The sequence below is a fragment of the Pseudomonas lopnurensis genome (assembly GCF_015070855.1).
Lineage (GTDB): Bacteria > Pseudomonadota > Gammaproteobacteria > Pseudomonadales > Pseudomonadaceae > Stutzerimonas > Stutzerimonas lopnurensis.
Window position 1 is genome coordinate 45,790 of record NZ_JADDIX010000039.1, and the last position, 23,814, is coordinate 69,603.

21 protein-coding genes are annotated in these 23,814 nt (G+C 63.3%); 6 read left to right on the forward strand and 15 right to left on the reverse strand.

All coding sequences use genetic code 11. The features are described 5' to 3' along the window. The 14 genes from dmpH to IN820_RS08215 form a co-directional block, all read right to left on the reverse strand. Nucleotides 1–795: a 2-oxo-3-hexenedioate decarboxylase gene (gene dmpH / locus IN820_RS08150; RefSeq protein WP_104098728.1), complete on the reverse strand. Its 795-nt coding sequence runs from the start codon at nucleotides 793–795 to the stop codon at nucleotides 1–3. Then, the gene (gene dmpG, locus IN820_RS08155) at nucleotides 792–1,829 is read right to left on the reverse strand and encodes a 4-hydroxy-2-oxovalerate aldolase (RefSeq protein ID WP_193680499.1); all 1,038 of its coding nucleotides are present in this window, start codon (nucleotides 1,827–1,829) and stop codon (nucleotides 792–794) included. Before dmpG ends, dmpH begins: the two co-directional genes overlap by 4 nt. 10 nt (nucleotides 1,830–1,839) lie before the next feature. Further along, complete coding sequence (locus IN820_RS08160; protein WP_193680500.1) at nucleotides 1,840–2,778, reverse strand: acetaldehyde dehydrogenase (acetylating); 939 nt, start codon at nucleotides 2,776–2,778, stop codon at nucleotides 1,840–1,842. A gap of 14 nt (nucleotides 2,779–2,792) precedes the next feature. Continuing rightward, entirely contained in the window at nucleotides 2,793–3,578 is a 786-nt protein-coding gene (dmpE, locus tag IN820_RS08165; RefSeq protein WP_193680501.1) for a 2-oxopent-4-enoate hydratase, read from the reverse strand. 11 nt (nucleotides 3,579–3,589) lie between these two features. Continuing rightward, nucleotides 3,590–4,438 (reverse strand): alpha/beta fold hydrolase, encoded by an 849-nt coding sequence (locus tag IN820_RS08170; protein ID WP_193680502.1) that lies wholly within the window; start codon nucleotides 4,436–4,438, stop codon nucleotides 3,590–3,592. Nucleotides 4,439–4,448: 10 nt separating this feature from the next. Beyond that, nucleotides 4,449–5,909, reverse strand: coding sequence for a 2-hydroxymuconic semialdehyde dehydrogenase (locus IN820_RS08175; protein ID WP_193680503.1), 1,461 nt, complete (start codon nucleotides 5,907–5,909; stop codon nucleotides 4,449–4,451). 33 nt (nucleotides 5,910–5,942) lie between these two features. After that, nucleotides 5,943–6,866, reverse strand: a complete 924-nt coding sequence (locus tag IN820_RS08180) for a catechol 2,3-dioxygenase (RefSeq protein WP_193680504.1) — start codon at nucleotides 6,864–6,866, stop codon at nucleotides 5,943–5,945. Continuing rightward, complete coding sequence (locus IN820_RS08185; protein ID WP_193680505.1) at nucleotides 6,863–7,201, reverse strand: 2Fe-2S iron-sulfur cluster binding domain-containing protein; 339 nt, start codon at nucleotides 7,199–7,201, stop codon at nucleotides 6,863–6,865. Before IN820_RS08185 ends, IN820_RS08180 begins: the two co-directional genes overlap by 4 nt. Before the next feature lie 7 nt (nucleotides 7,202–7,208). Beyond that, entirely contained in the window at nucleotides 7,209–8,270 is a 1,062-nt protein-coding gene (gene dmpP, locus IN820_RS08190; protein ID WP_193680506.1) for a phenol 2-monooxygenase reductase component DmpP, read from the reverse strand. A gap of 10 nt (nucleotides 8,271–8,280) precedes the next feature. Beyond that, the gene (locus IN820_RS08195) at nucleotides 8,281–8,640 is read right to left on the reverse strand and encodes a phenol hydroxylase subunit P4 (RefSeq protein WP_193680507.1); all 360 of its coding nucleotides are present in this window, start codon (nucleotides 8,638–8,640) and stop codon (nucleotides 8,281–8,283) included. Between the two features lie 69 nt (nucleotides 8,641–8,709). After that, entirely contained in the window at nucleotides 8,710–10,263 is a 1,554-nt protein-coding gene (locus IN820_RS08200; RefSeq protein WP_408005218.1) for an aromatic/alkene/methane monooxygenase hydroxylase/oxygenase subunit alpha, read from the reverse strand. Between the two features lie 10 nt (nucleotides 10,264–10,273). Then, nucleotides 10,274–10,546, reverse strand: a complete 273-nt coding sequence (locus tag IN820_RS08205) for an MmoB/DmpM family protein (RefSeq protein WP_042925804.1) — start codon at nucleotides 10,544–10,546, stop codon at nucleotides 10,274–10,276. Next, entirely contained in the window at nucleotides 10,543–11,544 is a 1,002-nt protein-coding gene (locus IN820_RS08210) for an aromatic/alkene monooxygenase hydroxylase subunit beta (protein ID WP_193680508.1), read from the reverse strand. The genes IN820_RS08205 and IN820_RS08210 overlap by 4 nt, the downstream gene beginning before the upstream one ends. Nucleotides 11,545–11,593: 49 nt before the next feature. Beyond that, the gene (locus IN820_RS08215) at nucleotides 11,594–11,857 is read right to left on the reverse strand and encodes a phenol hydroxylase subunit (RefSeq protein ID WP_193680509.1); all 264 of its coding nucleotides are present in this window, start codon (nucleotides 11,855–11,857) and stop codon (nucleotides 11,594–11,596) included. 419 nt (nucleotides 11,858–12,276) lie between these two features. On the opposite strand from IN820_RS08215, the gene IN820_RS08220 reads away from it, so the two are divergent. From IN820_RS08220 to IN820_RS08245, 6 genes are all read left to right on the forward strand, one after another. Further along, complete coding sequence (locus IN820_RS08220; protein ID WP_193680510.1) at nucleotides 12,277–13,968, forward strand: sigma-54-dependent Fis family transcriptional regulator; 1,692 nt, start codon at nucleotides 12,277–12,279, stop codon at nucleotides 13,966–13,968. 566 nt (nucleotides 13,969–14,534) lie between these two features. Next, nucleotides 14,535–15,551: a WD40/YVTN/BNR-like repeat-containing protein gene (locus tag IN820_RS08225; RefSeq protein ID WP_193680511.1), complete on the forward strand. Its 1,017-nt coding sequence runs from the start codon at nucleotides 14,535–14,537 to the stop codon at nucleotides 15,549–15,551. Nucleotides 15,552–15,562: 11 nt separating this feature from the next. Further along, entirely contained in the window at nucleotides 15,563–18,019 is a 2,457-nt protein-coding gene (locus IN820_RS08230) for an efflux RND transporter permease subunit (protein WP_207793541.1), read from the forward strand. Between the two features lie 42 nt (nucleotides 18,020–18,061). After that, nucleotides 18,062–19,951, forward strand: coding sequence for a DUF1302 family protein (locus IN820_RS08235; protein WP_193680513.1), 1,890 nt, complete (start codon nucleotides 18,062–18,064; stop codon nucleotides 19,949–19,951). A gap of 18 nt (nucleotides 19,952–19,969) precedes the next feature. Next, on the forward strand, nucleotides 19,970–21,289 hold the full coding sequence (locus IN820_RS08240) for a DUF1329 domain-containing protein (protein WP_193680514.1): 1,320 nt from the start codon (nucleotides 19,970–19,972) through the stop codon (nucleotides 21,287–21,289). Nucleotides 21,290–21,403: 114 nt separating this feature from the next. After that, on the forward strand, nucleotides 21,404–22,951 hold the full coding sequence (locus tag IN820_RS08245; RefSeq protein WP_193680515.1) for a methyl-accepting chemotaxis protein: 1,548 nt from the start codon (nucleotides 21,404–21,406) through the stop codon (nucleotides 22,949–22,951). Nucleotides 22,952–23,004: 53 nt separating this feature from the next. Here IN820_RS08245 and IN820_RS08250 read toward each other — a convergent pair whose 3' ends face one another. Then, the gene (locus IN820_RS08250; RefSeq protein ID WP_193680516.1) at nucleotides 23,005–23,631 is read right to left on the reverse strand and encodes a hypothetical protein; all 627 of its coding nucleotides are present in this window, start codon (nucleotides 23,629–23,631) and stop codon (nucleotides 23,005–23,007) included. Nucleotides 23,632–23,814 lie beyond the last annotated feature (183 nt).

The window sequence follows — 23,814 nt, forward strand, 5'->3', positions numbered from 1 at the left end:
TCAGACGAAACGGGCGGACACGCTGCCCAGCCCCTGGTAGCGCACGCAGATGTTGTCGCCCGGCGCCACCGCCACGGCGGCGGTGATGCCGCCGGTCATGATGAAGGTGCCAGCCGGGATATGCTCGCCGCGCTCGGCCAGCAGATTCGCCAGCATCGCCACGCTGGACAGGGGATGACCGAGCACCGCGGCACCGGCGCCGAGCTCCACCACCTCGCCGTTCTTCTCCATCACCACGCCGAGGGTGCGCAGGTCGACCTCCTCGAGGCTGGCCATGCGGCCGCCGGTGATGAAGCGCGTCGAGGAAGCGTTGTCCGCCACCACGCTGATCAGGTCGAACTTGAAGTTCTCGTAGCGTGAATCGATCACCTCGACGGTCGGGATCACGTAGTCGACCGCCGCGATGACGTCGCCGATATGGCAGCCCGGGCCTGTCAGCGGCGCCTTGGTGACCACCGAGATTTCCGCCTCGATCTTCGGGTGGATCAGCTTCGAGCAATCCACGGTGCCGCCGTCCGGCACGCTGAAGTAGTCGGCCAGGAAGCCATAGATGGGCGTTTCCACGCCCATCTGCGCCATCTTCGCCCAGGAGGTCAGGCCCATCTTCAGGCCGACGATCCGGTTGCCGCGCGCCTCCTTGCGCCGGCGGATTTCCCACTGGATGTCGTAGGCGTCGGCGAAGGTCATCTGCGGATAGTCGTTGGTGACCTTGTGGATGTCGTGGGCCTGCAGCTCGGCGTTTTCCACGTGCTCGGCCAAGGCCAGCACCTGTTCGCGGGTCAATGTACGGTTCATGCGTGTTGCTCCTTGCGAGTTGCCAGCAGGTCGAGCGCGACGTCGACGATCATGTCTTCCTGGCCGCCGACCATGCGGCGCCTGCCCAGTTCTACGAGGATGTCGAGCGTCTTCAGTCCATACTTCGCGGCCGCCACCTCGGCGTGGCGCAGGAAGCTGGAGTAGACCCCGGCATAACCCAGGCCGAGGGTCTCGCGATCGACCCTCACCGGACGGTCCTGCAACGGCCGGACGATATCGTCGGCGGCGTCCATCAGGGCGTACAGGTCGGTGCCGTGGTTCCAGCCCATGCGCTCGGCCGCCGCGATGAATACTTCCAGCGGCGCGTTGCCGGCGCCGGCGCCCATGCCGGCCAGCGAGGCGTCGATGCGATCGCAGCCCTCCTCCACCGCGATGATGGAGTTGGCCACGCCGAGACTGAGGTTGTGATGCGCATGCATGCCGGTTTGGGTCTGCGGATTCAGCGCCGCCTTGAAGGCGCGCATGCGGTCGCGGATGTCGTTCATGTTCATCGCGCCGCCGGAATCGGCCATGTAGATGCACTGTGCGCCGTAGCTTTCCATCAGCTTGCCCTGCGCCGCCAGCTGCTCGGCAGGGATCATGTGGCTCATCATCAGGAAGCCGACGGTGTCCATGCCCAGTTCACGGGCATACTCGATGTGCTGCCGCGAGACATCCGCCTCGGTGCAGTGGGTGGCCACGCGCACCGAGCGGGCGCCGGCGTCATAGGCGGCTTTCAGGTCATGCACGGTGCCGATGCCGGGTAGCAGCAGCACGGTGATCCGGGCGTGCTGGATCACATCGGCGGCGGCCTCGATCCACTCCAGGTCGCTGTGCGCACCGAAACCGTAGTTGAAGCTGGAACCCTGCAGGCCATCGCCGTGGGTCACCTCGATGGAGTCGACGCGGGCCTTGTCCAGCGCGCGGGCAATGTCCTGGACGTTCTGGATCGAATACTGGTGGCGGATCGCATGGCTGCCGTCGCGCAGGGTCACGTCGGAGATATAGAGTTTCTTGCCGGGGTTGAAGGTCATGGCTCGGTCCTCAGGCGTTCAGCAGCGACTGCGCCATGCGTTCGGCGGTAGCCAGCGCGGCGGAGGTCATGATGTCGAGGTTGCCGGCGTAGGCCGGCAAGTAGTGGGCGGCACCTTCGACTTCGAGGTAGATCGAGGTCTTCAGGCCACTGAATGTGCCGAGGCCAGGGATATGCAGCGGCGCGGATGCGGGAATCACGTCGAACTGCACCTTCTGCTTGAGGCGGTAGCCCGGCACGTAGGCCTGCACGGCGCTGGCCATCTCCTCGATGCTGGCCTCGACCTGTGCCTGGTCGACGGCCTCGGACAGCACGAACACCGTGTCACGCATGATCAGCGGCGGCTCGGCCGGGTTCATGATGATGATCGCCTTGCCCTTGGCGGCGCCGCCGATCACTTCGATGGCCTTGCTGGTGGTCTCGGTGAACTCGTCGATGTTGGCGCGGGTGCCGGGGCCGGCGGATTTGCTGGCGATGGAGGCGACGATCTCGGCGTAATGCACCTTGGCCACGCGCGACACCGCGGCCACCATCGGGATGGTGGCCTGGCCACCGCAGGTGACCATGTTGACGTTGAGCTTGGCGAGGTGCTCTTCCAGATTCACCACTGGCACGCAGTAGGGGCCGATGGCAGCCGGGGTCAGGTCGATCAGGCGGATGCCGGGTTTGGCACGACGCAGCAAGGCATCGTTCCGTACGTGGGCAGAGGCGCTGGTGGCATCGAAGACGAAATCGATGTCGGCGAATTCGGGCAGGTTGATCAACCCTTCGACACCTTGGTGGGTGGTCGCCACGCACATGCGCTGGGCGCGGGCCAGGCCGTCGGAGGCCGGGTCGATGCCGACCATCGCGCCCATTTCCAGGTGCTCTGCGTTGCGCATCACCTTGATCATCAGATCCGTACCGATATTGCCCGGGCCGATGATCGCTACTTTGAGTTTCTTGCTCATCAGGCTGTCCTCGATCAGATGAAGCGCACGCTGGCGCTGCCGATGCCGCCGATCTCGACGCGCATGAAATCGCCTGCCTTGACCGGCTCCAGCGGAACCAGCGAGCCGGACAGGATCACCTCGCCGGCCTTCAGGCCGATGCCGAACCGGCCGAGGGTGTTGGCCAGCCAGGCCACGCAGTTGACCGGCGAGCCGAGCGCCGCGGCGCCGGCACCGGTCGAGAGCAGCTGGCCGTTCTTTTCCACCAGCATGCCGCAGGTGACCAGATCGACCTGGCGCGGCGACACGGCCTGGTCACCGAGCACGAACAGGCCGCAGGAGGCGTTGTCCGCCACGGTGTCCTGGATCTTGATCTGCCAGTCCTGGATGCGCGAATCGACCACCTCGAAGCAGGGGATCACGCATTCGGTGGCGGCCAGCACGTCGGCATTGGTGACGCCGGGGCCCATCAGGTCCTTCTTGAGGATGAAGGCGATCTCGCCTTCGGCCCGTGGCTGGATCAGCCGTTCGCTGATCGGCATGGCTTCGCCGCTGTTGTAGACCATGCTGTCGGTGAGGTAGCCGAAGTCCGGCTGGTGCACGCCGAGCATGTTCTGCACGGCCTTGCTGGTGACGCCGATCTTCTTGCCGATCACCCGCTCGCCGGCGGCCAAGCGCCGTTCCAGCATGCGCAGGGAAATGTGGTAGGCGTCATCGACGCTGATGTCGAAGCCACGGCTGGTCAGCGGCGTGACGGTCTCGCGCTGGACCATCGCCTGGTAGAGCTCGTCGCCGAGCTCGTTGATCAATGTCTTGTCCATATTGGTCTCTCTCAGCAATGGAGGGCGTCGGCCTCGGCGAGGAAGTTCTCGACCAGGCGGGCGAAACGCTCGGCGTGTTCGATCTGGGTCCAGTGGCCGCACTGGCCGAATACGTGCAACTGGGCGCAGGCGATCCATTCGGCCAGGGTCAGCGAGGCCGCCAGCGGAATCACCTGGTCCTCGCGGCCATGGATCACCAGTGTTTCGTGGGGCAAGGCGCGGATGTCCGCTTCGTCGCTGGCCAGCCCGTCGACCCAGCGCTGGCGCGGGGCGGGGAACATCTGGGCGAAGGATTCCTGAAAGCCGGGGCGGATACTGGCCTGGTAACGCAGCTCGGCCAGCTCGTCGGTGACCAGGCTGCGGTCGTAGGCGAAAACATCCATCAGCCGGCGCATGTTGGCGAAGGACGGCTCGTAGCCCCAGACGGCATCCAGCCCCGGCGTGATTGGAAAACTCACTCCGACGCTGCCCATCAGCACCAGCCGCCGCACCCGCTCGGGATGTTGGATGGCCAGCGCCAGGGCCAGGCCGCCACCGAAGGAGTTGCCGACGATATCGGCCTGGGCGATACCCAGCGCATCCAGCACGCCGATGGCATGCTCGACCCAGCGCTGCTGGTGGTACTGGCCGTCGGCCGGGCGCTCGCTATAGCCGAAGCCGAGCATGTCCGGCGCGATCACCCGGCGCTGCCTGGCCAGCTCGGGTATCACCAGACGCCAGTTGGCCCAGGCGGTGACGCCCGGCCCGGAGCCGTGGATCAGCAGGACCGGGAAGCCTTCGCCCTGATCATGCAGGTTGGTGCGGTAGCCGGCGGCGAGAATTTCGCGACCGATTTCAGGGCCTTGCTGCGGTGCGTTCATGGTCAGGTCCTCAGAGTTTCACGCAGATGTTCTTCAGCTCGGTGTAGAACTCCAGCGAGTGCACCCCGCCTTCGCGGCCGATACCCGACTGCTTGGCGCCACCGAAGGCGGTGCGCAGGTCGCGCAGGAACCAGCTGTTCACCCAGACGATCCCAGCCTCGATCTGCCCGGCGACGCGGTGCGCCCGCGAGGCGCTCTCGGTCCAGATCGCCGAGGCCAGGCCGTAAGGCAGGCTGTTGGCCAGTTCGATGGCTTCTGCCTCGCTGTCGAACGGGCGGATGTGGCAGCAGGGGCCGAAGATTTCCTCGGTGACCACCGGCGAATCGTCTGGCAGGCCGGTCCAGATGGTCGGCTGCACCCAGGCGCCGCCGGCCAGGTGCGCCGGCATCTCGGGCACACCGCCACCGGTGACGAGGGTGGCACCTTCGTCCCGGGCCCTCTGGTAGTAGGAAAGGACCTTCTCGCGGTGCTTGTGGCTGACCAGCGAGCCGAAGTTGGCCTCCGGGTCGTTCGGCTCGCCGATCTTCAGCGCTTCGGCGCCGGCCTTCAGGCGGGCGACGAATTCGTCGAAGATCGGCCGCTCGACGTAGACCCTCTCGGTGCCCAGGCAGACCTGGCCGCAGTTGGCGAAGGCCGAGCGCAGGGTGCCTTCGATGGCCTTGTCCAGGTCGCAGTCGGCGAACACGATGCCGGCGTTCTTGCCGCCCAGTTCCAGCGACACCTGGCGCACGCCCTTGGCCGCGGCGCGCATGATCAGCTCCCCGGTGCCGGTTTCCCCGGTGAAGGTGATGCCATCGACGTCCGGGTGGGCGGTGAGGAAGGCGCCGGCCGAGTCGCCGCCGAAACCGTGCACCACGTTGTAGACGCCCGGCGGCACCCCGGCGGCGTTCATCACCTCGCCGAGCAGTGCGGTGGTACTGGGGGTTTCCTCGGACGGCTTGACCACCACGGTATTGCCGCAGGCCAGCGCCGGACCGACCTTCCAGGTCATCAGCAAGAGCGGCAGGTTCCACGGGCTGATCACACCGATCACGCCCTTGGGCCGGCGCACCGCGTAGTTGATCGCCCCGCTGCCGTCCGGGGTGGCCATCTCGAAGGCCTCGGTCGGCACGTTCCTGATCAGGTCGGCGAACACCTTGAAGTTCGCTGCGCCGCGCGGGATATCGATATGGCTGGCCAGCGACTTCGGCTTGCCGGTGTCCAGGCACTCGGCCTCGAGGAACTCGTCGAAGCGCGCATTGATGCCGTCGGCGACGCGATGCAGGATCTCGCTGCGCTCGGCCAGGGTCATCCGGCCCCAGGGGCCCTTCAGCGCATCGCGTGCCGCCCTGACCGCCGCGTCGACCTCGGCCTCGCCGGCTTCATGGACCCTGGCGATCACCTGGCCGTTGGCCGGGTTGACGTTGTCGAACCGCTTGCCGCTGGCCGAGCCGACGTACTCGCCGTTAATGAAATGCTTGATTTCTTGCATGTGTGCAATCTCTATGTAAATTCGGGCCGGCCTTCAGGTGAGCACCGTGAGGAAGCGTTCGTTGAGCACGCGGTCGTGATAGAAAATCGCCTTGCCCAGGTCCTTGGCCATCCAGGTCACCGGCTTGTGATCCTGGTAGTTGTAATCGCCGCCGCAGAACACCTCGTTGCGGTTTCCGGAAGGATCGAAGAAGTAGATGGTCTTGCCGTGGGTGAGGCCGTGGCGGGTCGGACCGATATCGATGGAGGTGTCGGTCATGGAGATCAGGTCGGCGGCGCGCAGCACGTCTTCCCAGGTTTCGAGGTAGAAGGAGACGTGATGGAAGCGACCCTTCTCGGGATGATGAATGAAGGCCACGTCGTGGGCCTTGGTCGACAGGCTGAGGAACTGGGCGACGCGCGTGCCATCCTCGTCCAGCACCTGTTCGGCCAGATAGAAGCCGAGCACTTTGGTGAACAGGTCGTGGGTCGCCGGCAATTCGTCGCCGTACATGAGGGCGTGGTCGAAACGCACCGCGCGCATGCCCTGGAGATTGCGCGGCCAGGCTTCAGGGTTGATTTCCTCCACGCCCCACTTGCCGGTGTATTGCTTGTCGGCATACAGCTCGAAGAAGTGTCCGGACGGCGCCTGGAAGCGCACGCGACGCCCGCAGCCCCTGAGTTCTCCGGCGGGAATGGTCTCGATCAGGCAGCCGTAGTCGATCAGGTCCTGGGTCAGACGGACCAGGCACTCGTCGTCGATCACCTTGAAACCCATGAAATCCATGCCCGGCTCGTCGGCTTCACGCAGTACCAGGGAGAACTTGTCCACTTCGGTCCAGGCCTTCAGGTAGACGCGCCCGAAGTCATCACGGTCCACTTCGATCAGGCCGAGCAGGTCGCGGTAATGGGCCAGGGCACTCTCTAGATTGAGTACGCGCAGCTGGATGTGGCCGGGTCGCATAACGCCTTTTTTCATGACGGCACCTCTTGTTTCATCTTGTTGTTTTTGTCGCCTTCGCCATTTCGGCGAAGGCATTCGATGCTCAGATCGGATTGCGGAAATACCTGGCATGCCAGCGCCAGGCCCTGGCTCGCCAACTCGGGCGGCACGTGATGGCAGCTCATGCGACCGCGGCGGTAATCGCCGCCCAACACCCGCACCTTGCACAGCCCGCAACCGCCGCCACGGCAGCCCACCGGCACGCAACGCTTGCCCTGGGCCTCCATCGCCTGCAACACCGACTGGCCCTCCGCGCAGCGGAATGACTGACCGCTTAGCACTTCGCACACCTCGTAGCCGGCACTGTTCATGCTCACCTCAGATGCGCTTGAACAACGCTGAACGGGTGCTCTCACCGGCACCATCGGCGGCGGTGAAGAAGCGCTCCATGAAGATGTCCCGCTCGAACAGCCGTCCCTGCATGAGGGTGGTGATGGCTGCGTCGATCATCGGTGGCGGGCCACAGAGATAGGCCTTCTGGCCACTGAAACGGCCGTCGAAGTGCGCCTTGGCCGCGTCATGCACGAAGCCCTTGAAGCCCTGCCATTGCGGATCGTCATTGGCCTGATTCAGTGCCGGCACGTAGTTGAACTGCGGGTACTGTGCGGCCAGCGTCTCGAACAACTCGCGGTTGTATAGCTCGGCACGGTTGCGGGCGCCCTGGAACAGGGTGATCTGCCGGGTATCGCCGCGCGCCAGCAGATCGAGGATCATCGACTGCGGGCTGGACAGGCCGGAGCCACCGGCGATGAAGATCAGGTTGCCGGCCTGGGAGTCGCGGACGAAGAACTGCCCATAGGGGCCGGACAGCTCCACCGAGTTGCCGACCTTCAGTTGCTTATGAATGAAGCCGGTGCCGACCCCGCCTTCGACCAGGCGAACATGCAGCTCGACTTCATCGGCCTTGCTCGGCGGGTTGGCCAGGGAAAAGGCGCGGGTGCCGTCGATGCCGGGCAGCGACAGGTTGATGTACTGCCCGGCCTGGAAGGCCATCGGCCGGTCCAGTTTGATATGCAGGCCCTTGATCGTCGGCGAGAGATCGACCAGGGCGGTGACCGCGCCACGGTAGTCTTCCACCGGGTGGCCGAGGAAATCCGGGTCGGCCTCGATATCGGCCTCGATCACCATGTCGGACTGGGGCAGGGCGCAACAGGCCAGAATCTTGCGCTCGTCGCGCTCGATGTCCATCAGGGCGAACGGCGAGGCCGCGCCGATATCCACTTCGCCTTCGAGCACCTGCACCTTGCAGGTGGCGCAGGTGCCGTGGCCACAGGCGAACGGCAACCATACGCCCTGGCGCAGCGCGGCCTGCAGGATGGTCTGGCCTTCCTCTACTTCGATCACTTCGCCGGTGGGTTCGATGGTGACGTTGTATGTCATGGCACACCCCTCAGCTGCACGAACCCTGGACGCCATTCAACCCTGGGGTGTTCAGGCGCAGCATGCTTTTGTGGTCGATACCGTTGGCCTCCAGGCTGGCGGCGTAATCCGGTACGAAGCGCTCGCCGTTGAGGGTCCAGACAGCTTCGTTGAAATCGACCCTGGCGCTGTCCGGGTGGGCCTTTATCGCATCGCTGAGCAACTGCTCGACGAACGCGGCGAAGGTCATCGCCGGGGCGACGAGGAAAGCAAAGGGCGAGCAGAAGATCAGATGCTTTTCCCAATGGACGTAGAGCATCTGCATGCCATTGAAATTGGCTTGCAGGTCGCGAGGCGTGGCGCGGTATTCGCCGATGGCGTTAACAGACATGAACTGACCCTCTTGTTCTTGGAATAGGGGCGGTCGGGGTGGCGGCGCCACCCCGACCGGGGTGACGCGTCAGGCAGCGTCGCGCCTGTCCCCGGTGCCGGCGGGGGCTTGCGGCGTGGCGAGTTTCTTCCAGGCCAGCCAGCGCAGGTATTCGGGCGAGCCGACGTACTCGAGGTTGTCCTGGCCGTTTTTCAGGTGGTAGTACTTCTCCACCACGGTTTGCACGTCCCCCCCGCCGCAGTTGCCCTGGTAGATCTGGTGCACCGGTAGCCAGGCCTGGATGTATTTCTCCGGCTCGTTCTGGAAGATGTCGCAGCAGCCATCCGAGCAGAAGTGATAACGCTCGCCTTCATGCACGATCTGCCGGTGGCTGAGCTGGGTCGGGTCGTCCGGCTCGGTGAACAGGGCCGGAACCTGGCACACCTGGCACAGCTGCGGCAGGATGGAGTTGTAGAAGCGCTGGCCGTTGGCATGCTGCTCTTGCCAATGGTCGAAACGTGGGCGGTAGTATTTGTCGAAGGTGTCCGGGTATTTTTCCGCCAGCCATTGCTGCTCGTCTTCGCTGGGAATCCAGGTGTGGAAGTTGGTGGCGTGGCTGTACTGGTAGAAGGTCGCCCAGATCTGGTGGGTGATGTGCTGCTTGCCGATATTGGCCTGCTCCTGGTACTTCGGCGGACGGATGCCATAGCGCTCCAGGTCCTTGAACAGCGCGCCGCCGTTCTGCTCGTAGTAGACCTCCCAGGCTTCGGCCCAGGACATCACTTTGTTCGGCAGCATGTAGTCCATCATCATGCCGACCAGGCTGAGCAGGCGGTAACCACGCCAGAACCACTTGTCGATCCAGCGCTGGATGATCGGCACGTTGTCCTCGTGCTGCTCGAGCATGAACTTGATCACTTCCAGGCCGAGGGTCATATGTCGCGCTTCGTCCGACTGCGCCGAAAAGCCGAAGGTGACCGTGGCCATGTCGCCGTTGTAGGCAGCGCCGGACATGAACGGCACGAACAGCAGGTTGGTCAGCACGTACTCGAAGGAGAACGAGATGGCGGTGAGGAACTCGAACGGCCCCGCCGAGCGCGCGTCATCGAAGAACGACTTGGGCACCGAGAGGAACCACACCCGGTCGTGCATGTGGGCGAAATCATGCAGGCCGTTGAAGTGCTTGTTGTAGTGACTCATCGCATGGATCTGCGTCTGCACGTGACGCAGTTCGTCGATTGCCTGCATCTGACAGGCGACCCGTGCTCCGGCGCCGCTGAACTGCCGGCCAGCCCGCGAGTAGCCCTGGAAGGCGCCGTATTCCAGCGGTGACACACCGGTGAGGAACAGTTTCAAGGCGTTGACGTAGCGTGCATCTGAGATGTTCTGATGGCCATTGTTCTGGGCAAAGGCGTCGAAGATCGCGTAGAGCTTCTTCTCCTTTTCGGCCTGGTACTTCCAGTAGGCATCCATGGTCAGGCGGAACGGATCTTCCCACTTGTCCCAGTCCGTGATCTTGATGCCCTCGAAGTCCTCGTGAGGGAAGATGTCGGCTTTCTTCTGGTAGCTCGGCTCCCAGGCCATGTCACGGGTCAGATAGCGGTACTTGTCTTTCAGGCCAAGCTTTTTCTTCTGCATTGTCATGGTCTGCCTCCTAGTTCTTCCACTCGAGGACGAAGCTGTCGTCGTCTTCTGTCACGTTGCCGCCGATGCTGATTACGTCGATCAGCATCTCCTGGACGTCCCACTCGCGGCCGATCTTTTCCTCCACCGTCTCGCGGCGGATTTCCAGGCGCTTCTCGGCCTGGATGCGGATCATCGCGGGCTGGTACTGGACCTCGGCACGGGGGTTGTCTTCGGTGATGGCGTCCACCAGGTAGCGGGCGTTGTCGTTGTCCTGGAACACGATGAAAGCGAGCTGTTTCATAGCGCTACTCCCGGGCTGCGCAACCCCGACTTGTGCAGGCGTGCGGCCAGCGCGGTACGCACTTCGTCGAGGGCGTCGCGGCCGGTGGCCACTTCGGCCAGCTGCAGCAAGGCCTCGTAGGCACGCGGTTCCCATACATCCACCCAGGCCTGAACCTGCGCGCGGTTCTCGTCGCTTTCAGCCAGCACCACCTTGAGCATGGCGTCGACCCAGCGGGTACTCTCGGCGTACCAATCGCGCATGAATTCGGTCAGCATCGACAAGTTGCCGGCGCCCTCTTCCCCGAGCTGCCGGTCGAGGTGCTGGTACATCAGCGGGTAGGTCAGGCCGTCGAGCAGCAGGTTCTGCGCCAGCGTCAGCTCGAACCAGTCCTTGATCACCAGGCTGTCTTCGACGTAACGGCGCAGGCCCTGCCAGATCGGGTCGTCCATCCAGTACGCCTTGGCCTGATCCAGCGCTGCACCACCGCCCTCGCCAAGTAGCAGGCCGATGCGCGACAGGTACTGGCCGATGCCCAGACGATCCATGGCCTGGTAGATATGCAACTGGGTCATGGTGCCGGCGATGCAGTCGCCGGCAATGCTGCTGTTGTTCATGTTGGCGCCCATCTCGGCGTGCCGCAGCGGCACCAGGCAACGCAGGATCTTGTGCTGCAACGCCTCGGGCAGCCGGTTCATCAAGCCGCGCTTCTCGCAGAAGCCGTAGGCATGCTCGGTGGTTTCCTGCATCCGCGCCCGGCTTTGCACATAGGCGCCATAGAAGTACTGGCGCGGGTCGGTGACCGCATGCCAGTCGGTCATGCGGATCGCCGTGCGGGTGGGATCGTTGAGCTGGCGCTGCGGGTCCCACAGCGGCCGATAATGAAAGTTGGTGGTCGCTTCGATGTCGTAGCTGGCTTCCTGATAACGGCTGGCCGGCTTGTCGCCGAAACGACGCTGCAAATTGCCGTAGGTATGGCGGAGGGTTTCCGCCGTATTCGTCTTGATCTCTACGCTCATTTCAACCGTACCTTCTTGTTATGTATTCGGCTGTCGCTCGTACTCACTCTCAACCGTGCGTCTCGCGTCGGCCGATATCGCCGTAGCGCCATTTGGCCGCGTCCTCATCCACCGCCCGGCACATTGCCGCGTCCATCTGCACGACGCGCTGGCGCTGGCAGAACGTGGCGAAGGCTGCGCATGGCATCACCAGCTCGACGAACAGCTCCGGATGACCAATGGCGAAATCGAACTCGACGAACCTGGCGTCGGGCTCACTGCGCACCCGGACAAAGCGGGGCAGCTGATCGAAGGGAATGTCTGGCTCTGTCATCGAAGCTGGCTCCTGGCAGGTTGCGGGCACAGGGGCTAAAGCAACGCATATGCCAAGCCAGGGATACACCTCTTAGATCTTTGTATTTAAAGGATTTTTCGTCTATGAATGGGGCGGGATGAAGGAGGGGAAGGGAGGCTGGATCTGGTTCTTTTTCAGCATTTGATCAAATAAATTTCAATACTTGAGCAAATGCTTACAGCCGCTGCGCAGGGTGTCGCGCAGCACGACCGGGGGACCCGGAAATACATCATATGGTCACCTTTCTTCTGCCGAACAAAGCGAATATGGTTGACTAGCTTTGCGCCCATGCGGTGAAAAAGCCGCCCGATCCGCTCGTTGAATGTGCGAATTGCACTGTCGTTTCAACGTCGTGTCAGCGGCCCCCTACAACAATAAATCAGGGGACTTGGAAGCTCATGTCGATCCAATACAAACCTCAACTGCGGTACACGGATTTCAACGACCTCACCAATCTCATCCATTTCCAGAGCACCGAAGGCAAGATCTGGCTGGGAGAGCAGCGCATGCTGCTGTTGCAGATATCGGCGATGGCCAATTTTCGCCGGGAGATGGTCAATACGCTGGGTACCGAGCGAGCCAAGGGCTTTTTCCTGCGCATGGGTTACCAGTCCGGGCTGAAGGACGCCGAGCTGGCGCGCAAGCTGCGGCCGAATGCCACCGAATACGAGATGTTCCTCGCTGGGCCTCAATTGCACTCGCTCAAGGGCATGGTCAAGGTGCGTCCAATCGAGGTGGACATCGACATGGCGAGCGGAAGGTTTTACTGCGAGGTGGAGTGGATCGACTCCTTCGAAGTGGAAATCTGCCAGACCGAGCTGGGCCTGATGGATCAACCGGCCTGTTGGACGCTCATTGGCTACGCCTGCAGCTACAGCTCGGCGTTCATGGGGCGCGAGATCATCTTCCAGGAGGTCAGCTGCCGCGGCCGTGGCGACGACAAGTGCCGCATCATCGGCAAGACCGCAGAGGAATGGGGCGACACCAGCGCCTTCAAGGTTTATTTCCAGAGCGACCCGATCATCGAGGAGCTCTACGATCTGCAGTCGCAACTGGTTTCTCTACGCACCAACCTCGACAAGCAGGCAGGCCAGTACTATGGCATCGGTCAGACGCCTGCCTACCAGACCGTGCGCAACATGATGGAGAAGGCTGCGCAGAGTAAGGTTTCGGTGCTATTGCTCGGCGAAACCGGCGTCGGCAAGGAAGTCATCGCGCGCAGCGTGCATCTGCGCAGCAAGCGCGCCGCCGAGCCCTTCGTCGCGGTGAACTGCGCGGCGATCCCGCCCGATCTGATCGAATCGGAACTGTTTGGCGTTGAAAAAGGCGCGTTTACCGGCGCCACCCAGTCGCGCATGGGCCGCTTCGAGCGGGCCGACAAAGGCACCATCTTCCTCGACGAAGTGGTCGAACTCAGCCCGCGCGCCCAGGCCAGCCTGCTGCGCGTCCTGCAGGAAGGCGAGCTGGAGCGGGTGGGGGACAACCGTACGCGCACGATCGACGTACGGGTCATCGCGGCGACTCACGAAGATCTGGCCGAGGCGGTCAAGGCCGGACGTTTTCGCGCCGACCTGTACTACCGGCTGAATGTCTTTCCGGTAGCGATCCCCGCGCTTCGTGAACGTCGCGAGGACATCCCGCTACTGGCGGAACATTTCATCCAGCGCTTTCACGAGGAATACGGCAAGATAACCCTCGGCCTGTCGGACCGCGCGCTCGAGGCCTGCCTGCATTACAGCTGGCCGGGCAACATCCGTGAGCTCGAAAACATCATCGAGCGCGGCATCATCCTTACCGATCCGAACGAAAGTATCAGCGTACCCGCCCTGTTTACCCGACCGCCCCAGGAGCACTCGATCGATAGCGCACGGGTATCGTCGGACGGAGTATTGGTTTCACCGAGCAGTGGTCGCGGCAACTGGGTAAGTCAATTGCTAAGCAGCGGCCTGAGCCTTGACGAAATCGAGCAGAGTTTGATGCAGGAAGCCATGCGGCAGGCCAACGGAAATGTCTCGGGCGCCGCGCGTCTGCTCGGTCTCAGTCGCCCGGCACTGGCCTATCGGCTGAGGAAAACCGGCGTCGAGAGCTGAGCGGTCAGGGCTGGCCAGGTGCTTCCCTTCAGCTCGGGGGTTTCGGAGGGTAGGTGAGTTCTGGCGAAAAGAGGCTGCGGCCTTCGAAATTTTTTCTGCGCCTGTGTGCATTGCCGTGCAGCAAGATCTTATCTTCCTTTGCTTGTTGTTCATTAGTGTTTGTCATAGGCATCTCGCCCTTGTTACCACGACGGACTCCACAGGTGCCGCTCTGGATCGATCCGAACCGGCGGATAACTCGCTGCAGCTCCGGAAATAGTGTCGATGGCCCCCCCGTGTCGTTCGTTGAGGAGGGCACTGTTCGGCCACGTTCGCGTTGCAGGATGCCTTACCGCAAACGGCATTTCACCAAATGAGCAACCCCTCGTCGGTTTTGACTATTTGCTGAACCCCGCTTCGAAGAAGTATGGCTGCTGGACGGTCACGGAGTGCACGTACTCATATAAGAATTCCAACTAAATCATTGGGTTAAGATCAAGCCTCGGCCGGATATCGAGGACTGGCACAGGCGTTGCTCCAGGGTCATCAACCGCTGCAAGACAATAACAATCGAGTGGTGATCCGTAATGAGCTTCATCTCTAACCCGCGCAAGGGCCTGACCTGCGCGAATGCCTTGACTCGCGTGCCTCGTTCCACCGTTGCCCTGCTGTTGCCCGTTCTGCTGGCTGGCTGTGAGGCCGATCTGAACCTGGCGGGGGTTACCGCAACAACCTCCCAGGCCAGCCTACGCACCGATTATTACCAGGCGCTCGCCAGCGACGCCGGGACCAGTGTGCTGGTCGGTAACGATGGCGTGATCTTGGTCAGCCAGGATCAAGGCCGCAACTGGCAGCGCCAGCAGCTGCCCGGACATCCCAGCCTGATCGCTCTCGATGCCTGCTCCGACGGCAGCTTCATTGCCCTGAGCTTCGACAACCGACTGTGGCACAGCGCGGACCGCGGCCAGAGCTGGCGTGAACATGCCCTGCAGACCGAGGAGCAGATGCTTACCACTGCCTGTGCGCCCGATGGCGCCTGGTGGGTAGCCGGCAGCTACAGCACGCTGTTGAGCAGCCGCGACCAAGGTGCGACCTGGGCGCAGAGCAGCCTTGACGAAGACGCGATGCTGACGACTCTGCAGTTCCTAAACCAGAAGCAGGCCGTGGTGACTGGCGAGTTCGGGCTGGTTTTCACCAGCACCGACGGTGGCCAGAACTGGGATCCGGCCGGCAGCCTGCCGGACGAGTTCTATCCCCATGCCAGCCATTTCCGCAGCCTCAGCGAAGGCTGGGTCGGCGGCCTCAACGGTTTCATCTACCACACCGCCGATGGTGGGCAGACATGGGAGCGCCAGGAGGCTCCGGTCAGTGCCCCGATTTTCTCCTTCAGCGCCAACGCCGATGGTCTGTTCGCCATCGGCGATCACAGCAGCGTACTGCGCCTGGTCGGCAATCGCTGGCAGGCCATGGCGACACCCAGCGAGCCGGTTTATCTGCGTGCCGCCACGATGACGGCCGACCACCGTCTGACCGTCGCGGGGGGTAAGGGGCTGCTGCTGAGCCTGGATACCCGTCCGTCCCTGACCGCCGTCCAAGAACAGTGAGGCCAATGCCCATGTCCCTGCATCACTTCACGCATGTCTTCTATCTGGTCAAGGTCTGGCTGTTTCGCCATCCGCGTAGCGTGTTAATGGTCATCGCTGCCCTGACGCTGCTGTTCGCGATGCGCATTCCGGCGCTGAAGATCTACACCGACTTCGCCGACCTGTTGCCGCAGGAGCATCCCTATATCCAGTTGCACAACGGCATCAAGGACACCTTCGGCGGCGCCAACGTGCTGGTGATTGGCGTCGAGTTCACCGAGGGTGATCTGTTCAGCAACGAAAACCTGGCCACCATCGACCGTGTCACCCAGGCGGTGGACAGCCTGCCGGGGGTCAACCACAACCTGGTCAGCAGCCTGACCCACCGCAACTCGCGCAAGATCTGGTTGACCGAGGTTGGCAGCATCAATTCCGAGCCTTACTACCAGTCCGAGTTCGGCCCGCTGGACGAGGCCCAACTGAGCGCAATGAAGGCCGACGTGGTGGCTAATCCGCGGGTCTACGGCCCTCTGGTTTCACCGGACCTCAAGGTGGCTCTGGTCAAGGCGCAGTTGATCGAAGGCCAGCTCGACTACGAGCAGACGTTCGCCCAGTTGCAGGCGTTGCGCCAGGCCGAGACGCGCGAGGGCGTGACCCTCTACGCGACCGGGCAACCGGTGCTGGTGGGTTGGGCCTACACCTACATGGACCAGATCCTGCAGATTTTCCTGTTCACCGTGCTGGCGATGCTGGCGCTGCTGGTGTTCCATTTCCGCAAGGCCTACGGCGTGCTGATCCCACTCGGCGGCGTGATGATTTCGACCGTCTGGGGCCTGGGCATCATCAGCCTGCTGGGCTACAACCTCGATCCGCTGGGTCTGGTGATCCCCTTCCTGATCGCGGCGCGCGCCATGAGCCATGGCGTGCAACTGGTCGAGCGCTACTATGCGGAAGTGCGTGTACTCGGCGATGGCCAGTTGGCGGCGCGGGCGACCTTCGACAGTCTGTTCCGCCCGGGCACTCTGGGCATTGCTTCGGACGCCATCGGGCTGGCGCTGATCGCCATCGGATCCATCGCATTGAACACCAAGCTTGGTATCTATGCCTCGCTGTGGGCGACAACGGTGATTTTCTCCGTGCTGATCGGCGTGCCACTGTTGCTGTCCATCCTGCCAACGCCAAAGAATCCCGAAATCAAGGAAACCTTCCTGCGGCATGTCGGAGGAACCTGCGCCGCGACCGTCGCGCGTCCCGGTGCGGCCGGCAAGCTGCTGATCATCGCCGCGCTGGCAATCCTCGCCGGACTCTGGGCCTCCTCGAAAGTGACCATTGGTGACTCCGAACCGGGCTCGCCGATTCTCTATCCGGAGCATGATTACAACGTCTCATCCAAGGAGATCAACGAGCGCTTCCCCGGCTCCGAAGAGCTGTACATCATCGCCGAGCATGCGGAAGCCGGCGGCATCAAGCGTCCCGAGGTACTCAAGGCACTGCAGTCGCAGCAGGCGCACATGCTCGGCGATCCCTCGGTAGGCGGCAGCAAGGGGTTGCCGGACCTGGTCAAGCAGGTCAACCGGCTGATGCACAACGACGATCCGCGCTGGTTCCAGATTCCCCACGATGCCGATTACGTGGGTGGTTTGATGTTCACCTACATGGCCTCCAGCCCGATTCCCGGCGCGCTCAACGAGTTCAACGACACCGACGACCGCATCGCCAACCTGGTGTTCTACTACAAGGATCGCCAGGGCGAGACCATCCGCCGCGCCATCCATATGGCCAAACAGTGGATCGCCGAGCACGGCGAGGAAGTTCCCGGCCTGTCCATACGCCTGGCCGGCGGCACCCTGGGTGTGGCCGCGGCGATGAACGAGTCGGCCTTCGACACCAACCTGCTGGTGCTTCCGCTGGTGTTCCTGCTGATCTTTGCCTTCGTCATGGTCTTCTACACCAGCTGGCACGCCGGGCTGATGATGCTGATGGCGATGCTCTTCGCCACCGTGCTGACCTATGCCTACATGGGCCTGGCGGGGATGAGCATCGACATCAACACGGTGCCGGTGATCGCTGTCGGTATCGGTGTAGGCATCGACTACTCGATCTACATGATGGACCGCATACGCGAGGAGATGGTCAAGAACGGCAGTCTCGCCAGCGCCGTGCACCGTGCCATCGCCACCACCGGCATGGCCGTGAGCTTTACGGCGATCACTCTAATGGCCGGGATCATCATGTGGGTGTTGCTTTCCGACCTGCGCTTCCAGGCCGACGCCGCGCTGTTGCTGTGCGTGATGATCGTCCTCAATGGCTTCACCTCGATGCTGCTGGTGCCCGCCTGGGTGCTGGTATTCAAGCCTCGCTTCATCACCGATGCCTATGCGGACGAAGACGGCATCATCCATGCCGGCCACGACCTGCCCACCGAATCCCTGTCCCCGGCCCAACGGGTCGAGGGTGGGTTGCTAGAGGGGGCTACGCATCCGGCTTGAACCGGGTGCGCGGCTTCAACCATGATCGCAAGAGGAACTGCCATGCAGACAACAACAAGAACGAACCTGCGCAACCTGGGATTCGCCATGCTCGGCGGTACCGGCGTGGCCCTGATGCCGCTGGCCAGCGCGCTGGCCGAGGAGGAAACCCGCTATACCGGCTTCTATGAGAACGCCACCCACGTGCGTGACTCGGCCGGCCTGTCGAAATTCCGCAACACGCTGCAGCTCAACGCCGACCGTGCCCTGGAAGACCGCGGCGCATTTCGCAACATCAAGTTCCACGGCACCTTCCGTGGCAGCTACGACGGGGTCTACGACCTCAATTCCAGCGAATACGGCAGTGGTGCGGGCGGTGCCATTACCCTGGAAAACAGCGCGGCGGGCAACAGCGTGCCCCACGGTGGCGGACTGCAGCTGCCGTATACCTTCGATCCGGCCAACAACCCCAACGAAGGCATGCTGGTGCTCGGCGAGAGGCTGCACAAGACCCGTGGCGGCGTCGCCTTCGGCGTGCCGGTACGGCCCTGCGACAAGGACAGCCGCGGCTGCATCGACGACTACCTGGACGCCGACAGCAACGACCTGCGCTTCCCCGAGTTCAACGAGCGGCTGGACTTCATCCGCGAGCTGTACATGGACTTCGACCATGACCTGCCCAACGGCGACATGGTCAGCTGGCGGGTCGGCAAGCAGCAGGTGATCTGGGGCCGTACCGACCTGTTCCGCGTGCTCGACGTGATCAACCCGGTGGACTACTCGCGCAACAACATCTACGACGAGCTGGAGGACATCCGCATCCCGATGTGGATCGCCAAGGCTGACTGGCGCATGGGCGCCGGCGAGGTGTTCGACGACCTCAACCTGTCGTTCGTGTGGAATTTCGACAAGTTCCGTCCGCACAACCTCGGCCAGTGCGGCACGCCCAACTCGATCCTCGATGCGGCCTGTTTCTTCCGCGGGATGAACAACCTCTGGGAGAACGGTGGCACCGTGGCCAACTTCGCCGGTGCCAGCCCGGCTGGTGGTGTTGCCACCGACTTCGGTCCCGGACAGATCGGCATCCGCAAGGCGCATATGCCGTCCTGGAGCCTGTCCAACACCCAGTTCGGCATCAAGCTGGAAGGTGTCTACGGTGACCTTGGCTTCAGCCTCAATGCGTTGACCTACCGCTCGCAGCTGCCATCCCTGCGTGGCGGCGTGCCTGGGCAGAATGGATTCACCGGCGAGGTGGCGCCGTGGCCAAGCCTGATTGCCTTCGATATCCACTTCCCACGGGTCAACCTGCTCGGTGGTTCGCTGGACTACTACTCGCAGGCCATCGACACCGTGTTCCGCTTCGAAGTGGCGCACACCTCGGGCGAGGAGTTCGCCAACACCCTGCAGTCGCGGTTGTTCTCCGAGTCCGACGTGACCCGTTACGTGATCGGTGCCGACAAAAACGTCTTCATTCCCTTCCTCAACCCAGGCCGTGCGTTCCTTATCTCCGGCCAGCTGTTCGGCCAGCACATCCACGAGCACCAGGAGGAGAAGCGGGCATGGGGTAAGGCTGGCATGCCGGACTGGGAGCAGAACTGGATCGCCACCTTGCTGTTCAAGGGTTGGTGGATGAACGACCGTCTCAGCCCGCAGCTGCTCGCCGCCCACGACTTCAGGGCCAGGGCCACCGCCATCGCGCCGAGCGTCGAGTACCTGTTCAACGACAACTTGCGAATCATCGCCGGTGCCAACGTCAAGGTCGGCCGCGGCGCGCGCGAGTACGACGATTGCCGCAGCTGCAACCCATGGGATCCCTTCACCAGCGCCGGCCAGCCGGAGGGCTATACCCTGGGCCTTGGCGGCTATGAGCCACTTGGGCGCTTCCGCGCCGGCCCCATTGGCATGGCCCAGAAGGAAGACGAACTGCAACTCACCCTGCGCTACAGCTTCTGATCACAAGGAAAGAACCTCATGAAAAACAACAAGAACACCTTCCGTCTGGGCGTGCTGACGCTTGCGCTTGCCGCTGGCTGTGCGCAGGCCGCTGACGAAACCGTGATCGAGCAGTCCTTCCAGCCCTATGCCAAGAATAAGCCGAGCTTTGCCGGGCTGAGCGCCGGCATGACCATCAACCAGGGCAATGTCGCCCAGTTCAAGGACATCCTCGATCCGGCCTTCTACGGCTTCATCGAGAAGGGCTGGGCCGAGCTGAAGGTTGGCGAAACCACCTCCTTCGACCTGCACCCCAACTACGTCGAGGCTACCCGCCAAGGCATGGACAAGATTCAACTCGGCGCCAAGCCGGGCGAGATCAAGGGCTGGGTCGCCGGCCGGCCGTTTCCCCAGGAGCCGGACGTCAACGATCCGCGTGCCGGCGAAAAGCTCGCCTGGAACTATAAGTACGGCTACAACTGGGGCGACAGTGCGGCGATCCAGCCGTTCTATTGGAAATTCCGCGACATGAACTCGGGCAAGGTGGAGCGGACCATCAAGTTCAACTTCCACTTCCTGAATTTCACCGGCCGGGTGAACCAGGACCCGAAGCCGGCGATCACGCCGAACCCGTCGGATCTGTTCCGCGGTATCTACGTGAACGTGCTGGAGCCGCACGACGTGCGTAACACCCAGCTGTTGATCCACCGCGCCCAGGATGACTTGAAGCGCGACAATTCCTGGCTGTACCTCGGCTTCCAGCGCCGCGTGCGGCGTCTGGCCACCGGCCAGGTGACCGACGCCTTCCTTGGCTCGGACCTGATGATCGAGGACTTCGAAGGCTACAACGGGCGCATCTCCGACATGAAGTGGACCTACAAGGGAACCCGTTTCATGCTGATGCCGTTCTACAACCACAACGACCTGAGCCTGGACAGCGAAACCCACAAGGACAGCGAGGGCTACCAGGTGGTGGCGTTCGGCGGCCAGGGCGGCTGCTTCCCCAACATCACCTGGCAACTGCGCAAGGTCTATGAAGTGGAAGCCGCACCGGTGGACGCCGGCCACCCGTTGGCCAAGCGTGTGCATTATATGGACGCGCAAACCTTCACCGTGCCGCGCACCATCTCCTACGACCGCAAGGGCAGTCTGTGGAAGACCTTCACCATCGGCCAGGCCCACCCCGACCACCATTTGCCAGTCAACAAAGGTAGCGGGGTGTCGATCGACGACAGCTTCAGCATGATCGACGTGCAGGCCATGCACTGCACCTCCGGGCAGTTCAAGGGCGTGGTCGACGCCAAGCTGAGCCCGCCGGAGATGTTCAGCGTGCAGCACATGCGCGCCACCGGTAACTGAGCCCCCGCGGACCGGTGCTCTGCCGGGCCGCAACCTTTTGTCATGTCGAGCAAGGCGCACTGGCGGTTTCCCGTCGGTGCGCCTTGTTTCGCTCCCGCCGCGCACGAGGAAACCATGCAAAAGAACCACCACGAACCGGACCCACTTAGCGACCAACTGGTGCTGCTGACCGACAGCAAGGCCAACATTCTCTACGCCAGCCCGGCGCTGTGCCGGCAACTCGGCGCATCCGCGGCGTCGCTGGAAGGGCGCCCGGCATCCCTGCTGCGTCATCCGGACATGCCGGCCGGCCCGATCGCGGACCTGTGGAATACCCTGGGCCGCGGCCAGCCGTGGATGGGCATGATGAAGAACCGTGGCGCCGATGGCCGGCCATTGTGGGTCGATGCCTTCATCAGTCCGGTGTTCGATGGCGATGCGGTCAGCGAATACCAGGCGATCTATCGCTTGCCGGACGCCGACACCATCCAGCGGGCGGCGGACATCTACCGGGTCCGTAGCCAAGGCAAACAACCCGCGGCGCTGCGCTGGCAATGGCTGGGCCGCACCCGTGTCCAGGTGCTGCTGGCCGCGCTGGCGTTCACCCCGCTCGGCCTGCTGGCCGCGAACACCGCGCCGGCCTTCGCACTGGCGCTGCTGGCGGGCGGCGTCGGCTTGTGCTGGCTGCTGCTGAGTCTGCATGCGCGGCCCTTCGCCCGGTTGGTGGCTCACAGCAGACGGCTCGTCGAACATCCGATCAAGCAACTGATATACACCGGGCGGATCGATGAAATCGGCCAGTTGCAGCTGGGCAATCGCCTGCTGGAGGCACGCCTGGCATCGATGGTGGCGCGCCTCGGCGACAGCAGCGGCCGGGTCGCCAGCCATGCCGAGCGTACTCGCGAGCTGCTCTGCAGCGGCAACCGCGTGGCCGAGCGGCAACAGCAGGCCCTCGATGCGATCAGCGCGGCGGTGGAACAGCTTGGCGCCACCATCCGCGAAGTGGCCCGCAATACCAGCAATGCCGTCGGGCTTACCCAGCAGGCACAGGCGCTCAGCGCCGAGGGGCAGCGGCGGGTGGAGGCTGCGCACCAACGTATCGGCGCCCTGGCCGGCACGCTGGATCATTCGGCCGAGGCGATCGGCGTCCTGAGCCGGCACAGCCAGACCATCGGCGGCATTCTTGCGGTGATTCGCGGCATCGCCGAACAGACCAACCTGCTGGCGCTGAATGCCGCCATCGAAGCGGCGCGGGCCGGCGACAACGGCCGTGGCTTCGCCGTGGTCGCCGACGAGGTGCGCTCCCTGGCCCGGCGCACCCAGGCCTCCACCGACGAGATCCAGCAAATGATCGAGGCGCTGCGCCAGGGCACGGGCGAGGTGGTCAGTCGTATGCAGCAGGGCCTGGAGCAGTCGCGGGCCAGTGTCGAGCAGGTCGAGGCCACCTCTCAGGCCCTCGCCGACATAGCTCGTCACGTCAGCGAAATCGCCGACATCGGCGGCCAGATCGCCGGGGCGGGTACGCAGCAGGAGCTGGCGGCCGAAGAAATCAGCCAGAAGCTCTGTGCCTTGCAGGAGCTGGCCCGCCATGGCCTGCAGCTGCAGCACGACACCTATGGCGTGGCGGACGAGGTGAGCCGCCAGGCGGGAAGACAGCGTGCCTTGCTCGCGCAGATGAATTGACGGACCACCGGGAACGGGAACCCGGGATTCGTTCGGCGAACGTTGCGTTCAGATCAGGCACGCGGCTGGCCCTGCTCCAGGTCGACCAGGCGGCTGGTCGGACCATCGGCACGCAGGCGCTCACGAATGAGTTGCGGCCACTGGCTGCGCGAGCGGCGCTTGGCGATGGCGTAGGTGAAGTTTTGCAGGGCTCGCACGGGCAACAGCAGCATGCTGCCGAACAGCAGCATGAAATCGGCGTAGCTGAGAAAGTTGCGCCCCTTGTTGGCCCGGTATTCGTCCTTGATAAGCCCCCAATACAGGCGTACCGACTGTCCCTTGCTCTTACGCACCTCCAGTAGGCTCTGATTGAACTCGGGCGATTCGCTATGCCGGCCCTGCTCGTCGAACCAGGGGCCATTGTCCATATAGGCGCGCAGGTACTCCCAGAAACCCAGTTGCATCTCCAGGCTCTTGCCGATGGGCGAGCCGAGGTTGATCAGTACCTGCTCTTCAGGATGGCCGTGGCGGTGCAGTAGGGCTTCGAGAGCCGCATGGCGCATGCCCGCGGTATAGGGGCCGACGGTGCCGTAGGCATAGGCCACTGCGGCAATACCGTCCCACGGTGCGTGGCACAGCTCGCCATCCTGCTCGAAATACAGCTCGCGGGTGCGGCGGTTGAGCAGGATGGGAAGGGGCATGGGACGCAGGACTTCCCATAAAAACGGAGTCACGGTGCCTGCCAAGGCAATAAGAAGTGCTTGAGCCATGCCCTCGGCATTCCCACTTAAAAGTGCGATCCCCCCCATGACTGAAAGAAAGAGCCCGAGCCCCCCCCTAGAGCTCCAGTCAGCATCCCCCTATCCGCACTATCGCCATGCTCG

What these genes read in the sequence shown, in the direction of transcription:
- IN820_RS08235 (WP_193680513.1), top strand. Translation starts at nt 18,062, where the DNA reads ATGCAGACAACAACAAGAACGAACCTGCGCAACCTGGGATTCGCCATG.
- IN820_RS08215 (WP_193680509.1), bottom strand. Translation starts at nt 11,857, where the DNA reads ATGACAGAGCCAGACATTCCCTTCGATCAGCTGCCCCGCTTTGTCCGG.
- IN820_RS08220 (WP_193680510.1), top strand. Translation starts at nt 12,277, where the DNA reads ATGTCGATCCAATACAAACCTCAACTGCGGTACACGGATTTCAACGAC.
- IN820_RS08170 (WP_193680502.1), bottom strand. Translation starts at nt 4,438, where the DNA reads ATGAACGCACCGCAGCAAGGCCCTGAAATCGGTCGCGAAATTCTCGCC.
- IN820_RS08210 (WP_193680508.1), bottom strand. Translation starts at nt 11,544, where the DNA reads ATGAGCGTAGAGATCAAGACGAATACGGCGGAAACCCTCCGCCATACC.
- IN820_RS08180 (WP_193680504.1), bottom strand. Translation starts at nt 6,866, where the DNA reads ATGAAAAAAGGCGTTATGCGACCCGGCCACATCCAGCTGCGCGTACTC.
- IN820_RS08205 (WP_042925804.1), bottom strand. Translation starts at nt 10,546, where the DNA reads ATGAAACAGCTCGCTTTCATCGTGTTCCAGGACAACGACAACGCCCGC.
- IN820_RS08185 (WP_193680505.1), bottom strand. Translation starts at nt 7,201, where the DNA reads ATGAACAGTGCCGGCTACGAGGTGTGCGAAGTGCTAAGCGGTCAGTCA.
- IN820_RS08250 (WP_193680516.1), bottom strand. Translation starts at nt 23,631, where the DNA reads ATGCCCCTTCCCATCCTGCTCAACCGCCGCACCCGCGAGCTGTATTTC.
- IN820_RS08160 (WP_193680500.1), bottom strand. Translation starts at nt 2,778, where the DNA reads ATGAGCAAGAAACTCAAAGTAGCGATCATCGGCCCGGGCAATATCGGT.
- IN820_RS08225 (WP_193680511.1), top strand. Translation starts at nt 14,535, where the DNA reads ATGAGCTTCATCTCTAACCCGCGCAAGGGCCTGACCTGCGCGAATGCC.
- dmpG (WP_193680499.1), bottom strand. Translation starts at nt 1,829, where the DNA reads ATGACCTTCAACCCCGGCAAGAAACTCTATATCTCCGACGTGACCCTG.
- IN820_RS08195 (WP_193680507.1), bottom strand. Translation starts at nt 8,640, where the DNA reads ATGTCTGTTAACGCCATCGGCGAATACCGCGCCACGCCTCGCGACCTG.
- dmpH (WP_104098728.1), bottom strand. Translation starts at nt 795, where the DNA reads ATGAACCGTACATTGACCCGCGAACAGGTGCTGGCCTTGGCCGAGCAC.
- IN820_RS08200 (WP_408005218.1), bottom strand. Translation starts at nt 10,263, where the DNA reads ATGACAATGCAGAAGAAAAAGCTTGGCCTGAAAGACAAGTACCGCTAT.
- IN820_RS08230 (WP_207793541.1), top strand. Translation starts at nt 15,563, where the DNA reads ATGTCCCTGCATCACTTCACGCATGTCTTCTATCTGGTCAAGGTCTGG.
- IN820_RS08175 (WP_193680503.1), bottom strand. Translation starts at nt 5,909, where the DNA reads ATGCAAGAAATCAAGCATTTCATTAACGGCGAGTACGTCGGCTCGGCC.
- dmpE (WP_193680501.1), bottom strand. Translation starts at nt 3,578, where the DNA reads ATGGACAAGACATTGATCAACGAGCTCGGCGACGAGCTCTACCAGGCG.
- IN820_RS08240 (WP_193680514.1), top strand. Translation starts at nt 19,970, where the DNA reads ATGAAAAACAACAAGAACACCTTCCGTCTGGGCGTGCTGACGCTTGCG.
- IN820_RS08245 (WP_193680515.1), top strand. Translation starts at nt 21,404, where the DNA reads ATGCAAAAGAACCACCACGAACCGGACCCACTTAGCGACCAACTGGTG.
- dmpP (WP_193680506.1), bottom strand. Translation starts at nt 8,270, where the DNA reads ATGACATACAACGTCACCATCGAACCCACCGGCGAAGTGATCGAAGTA.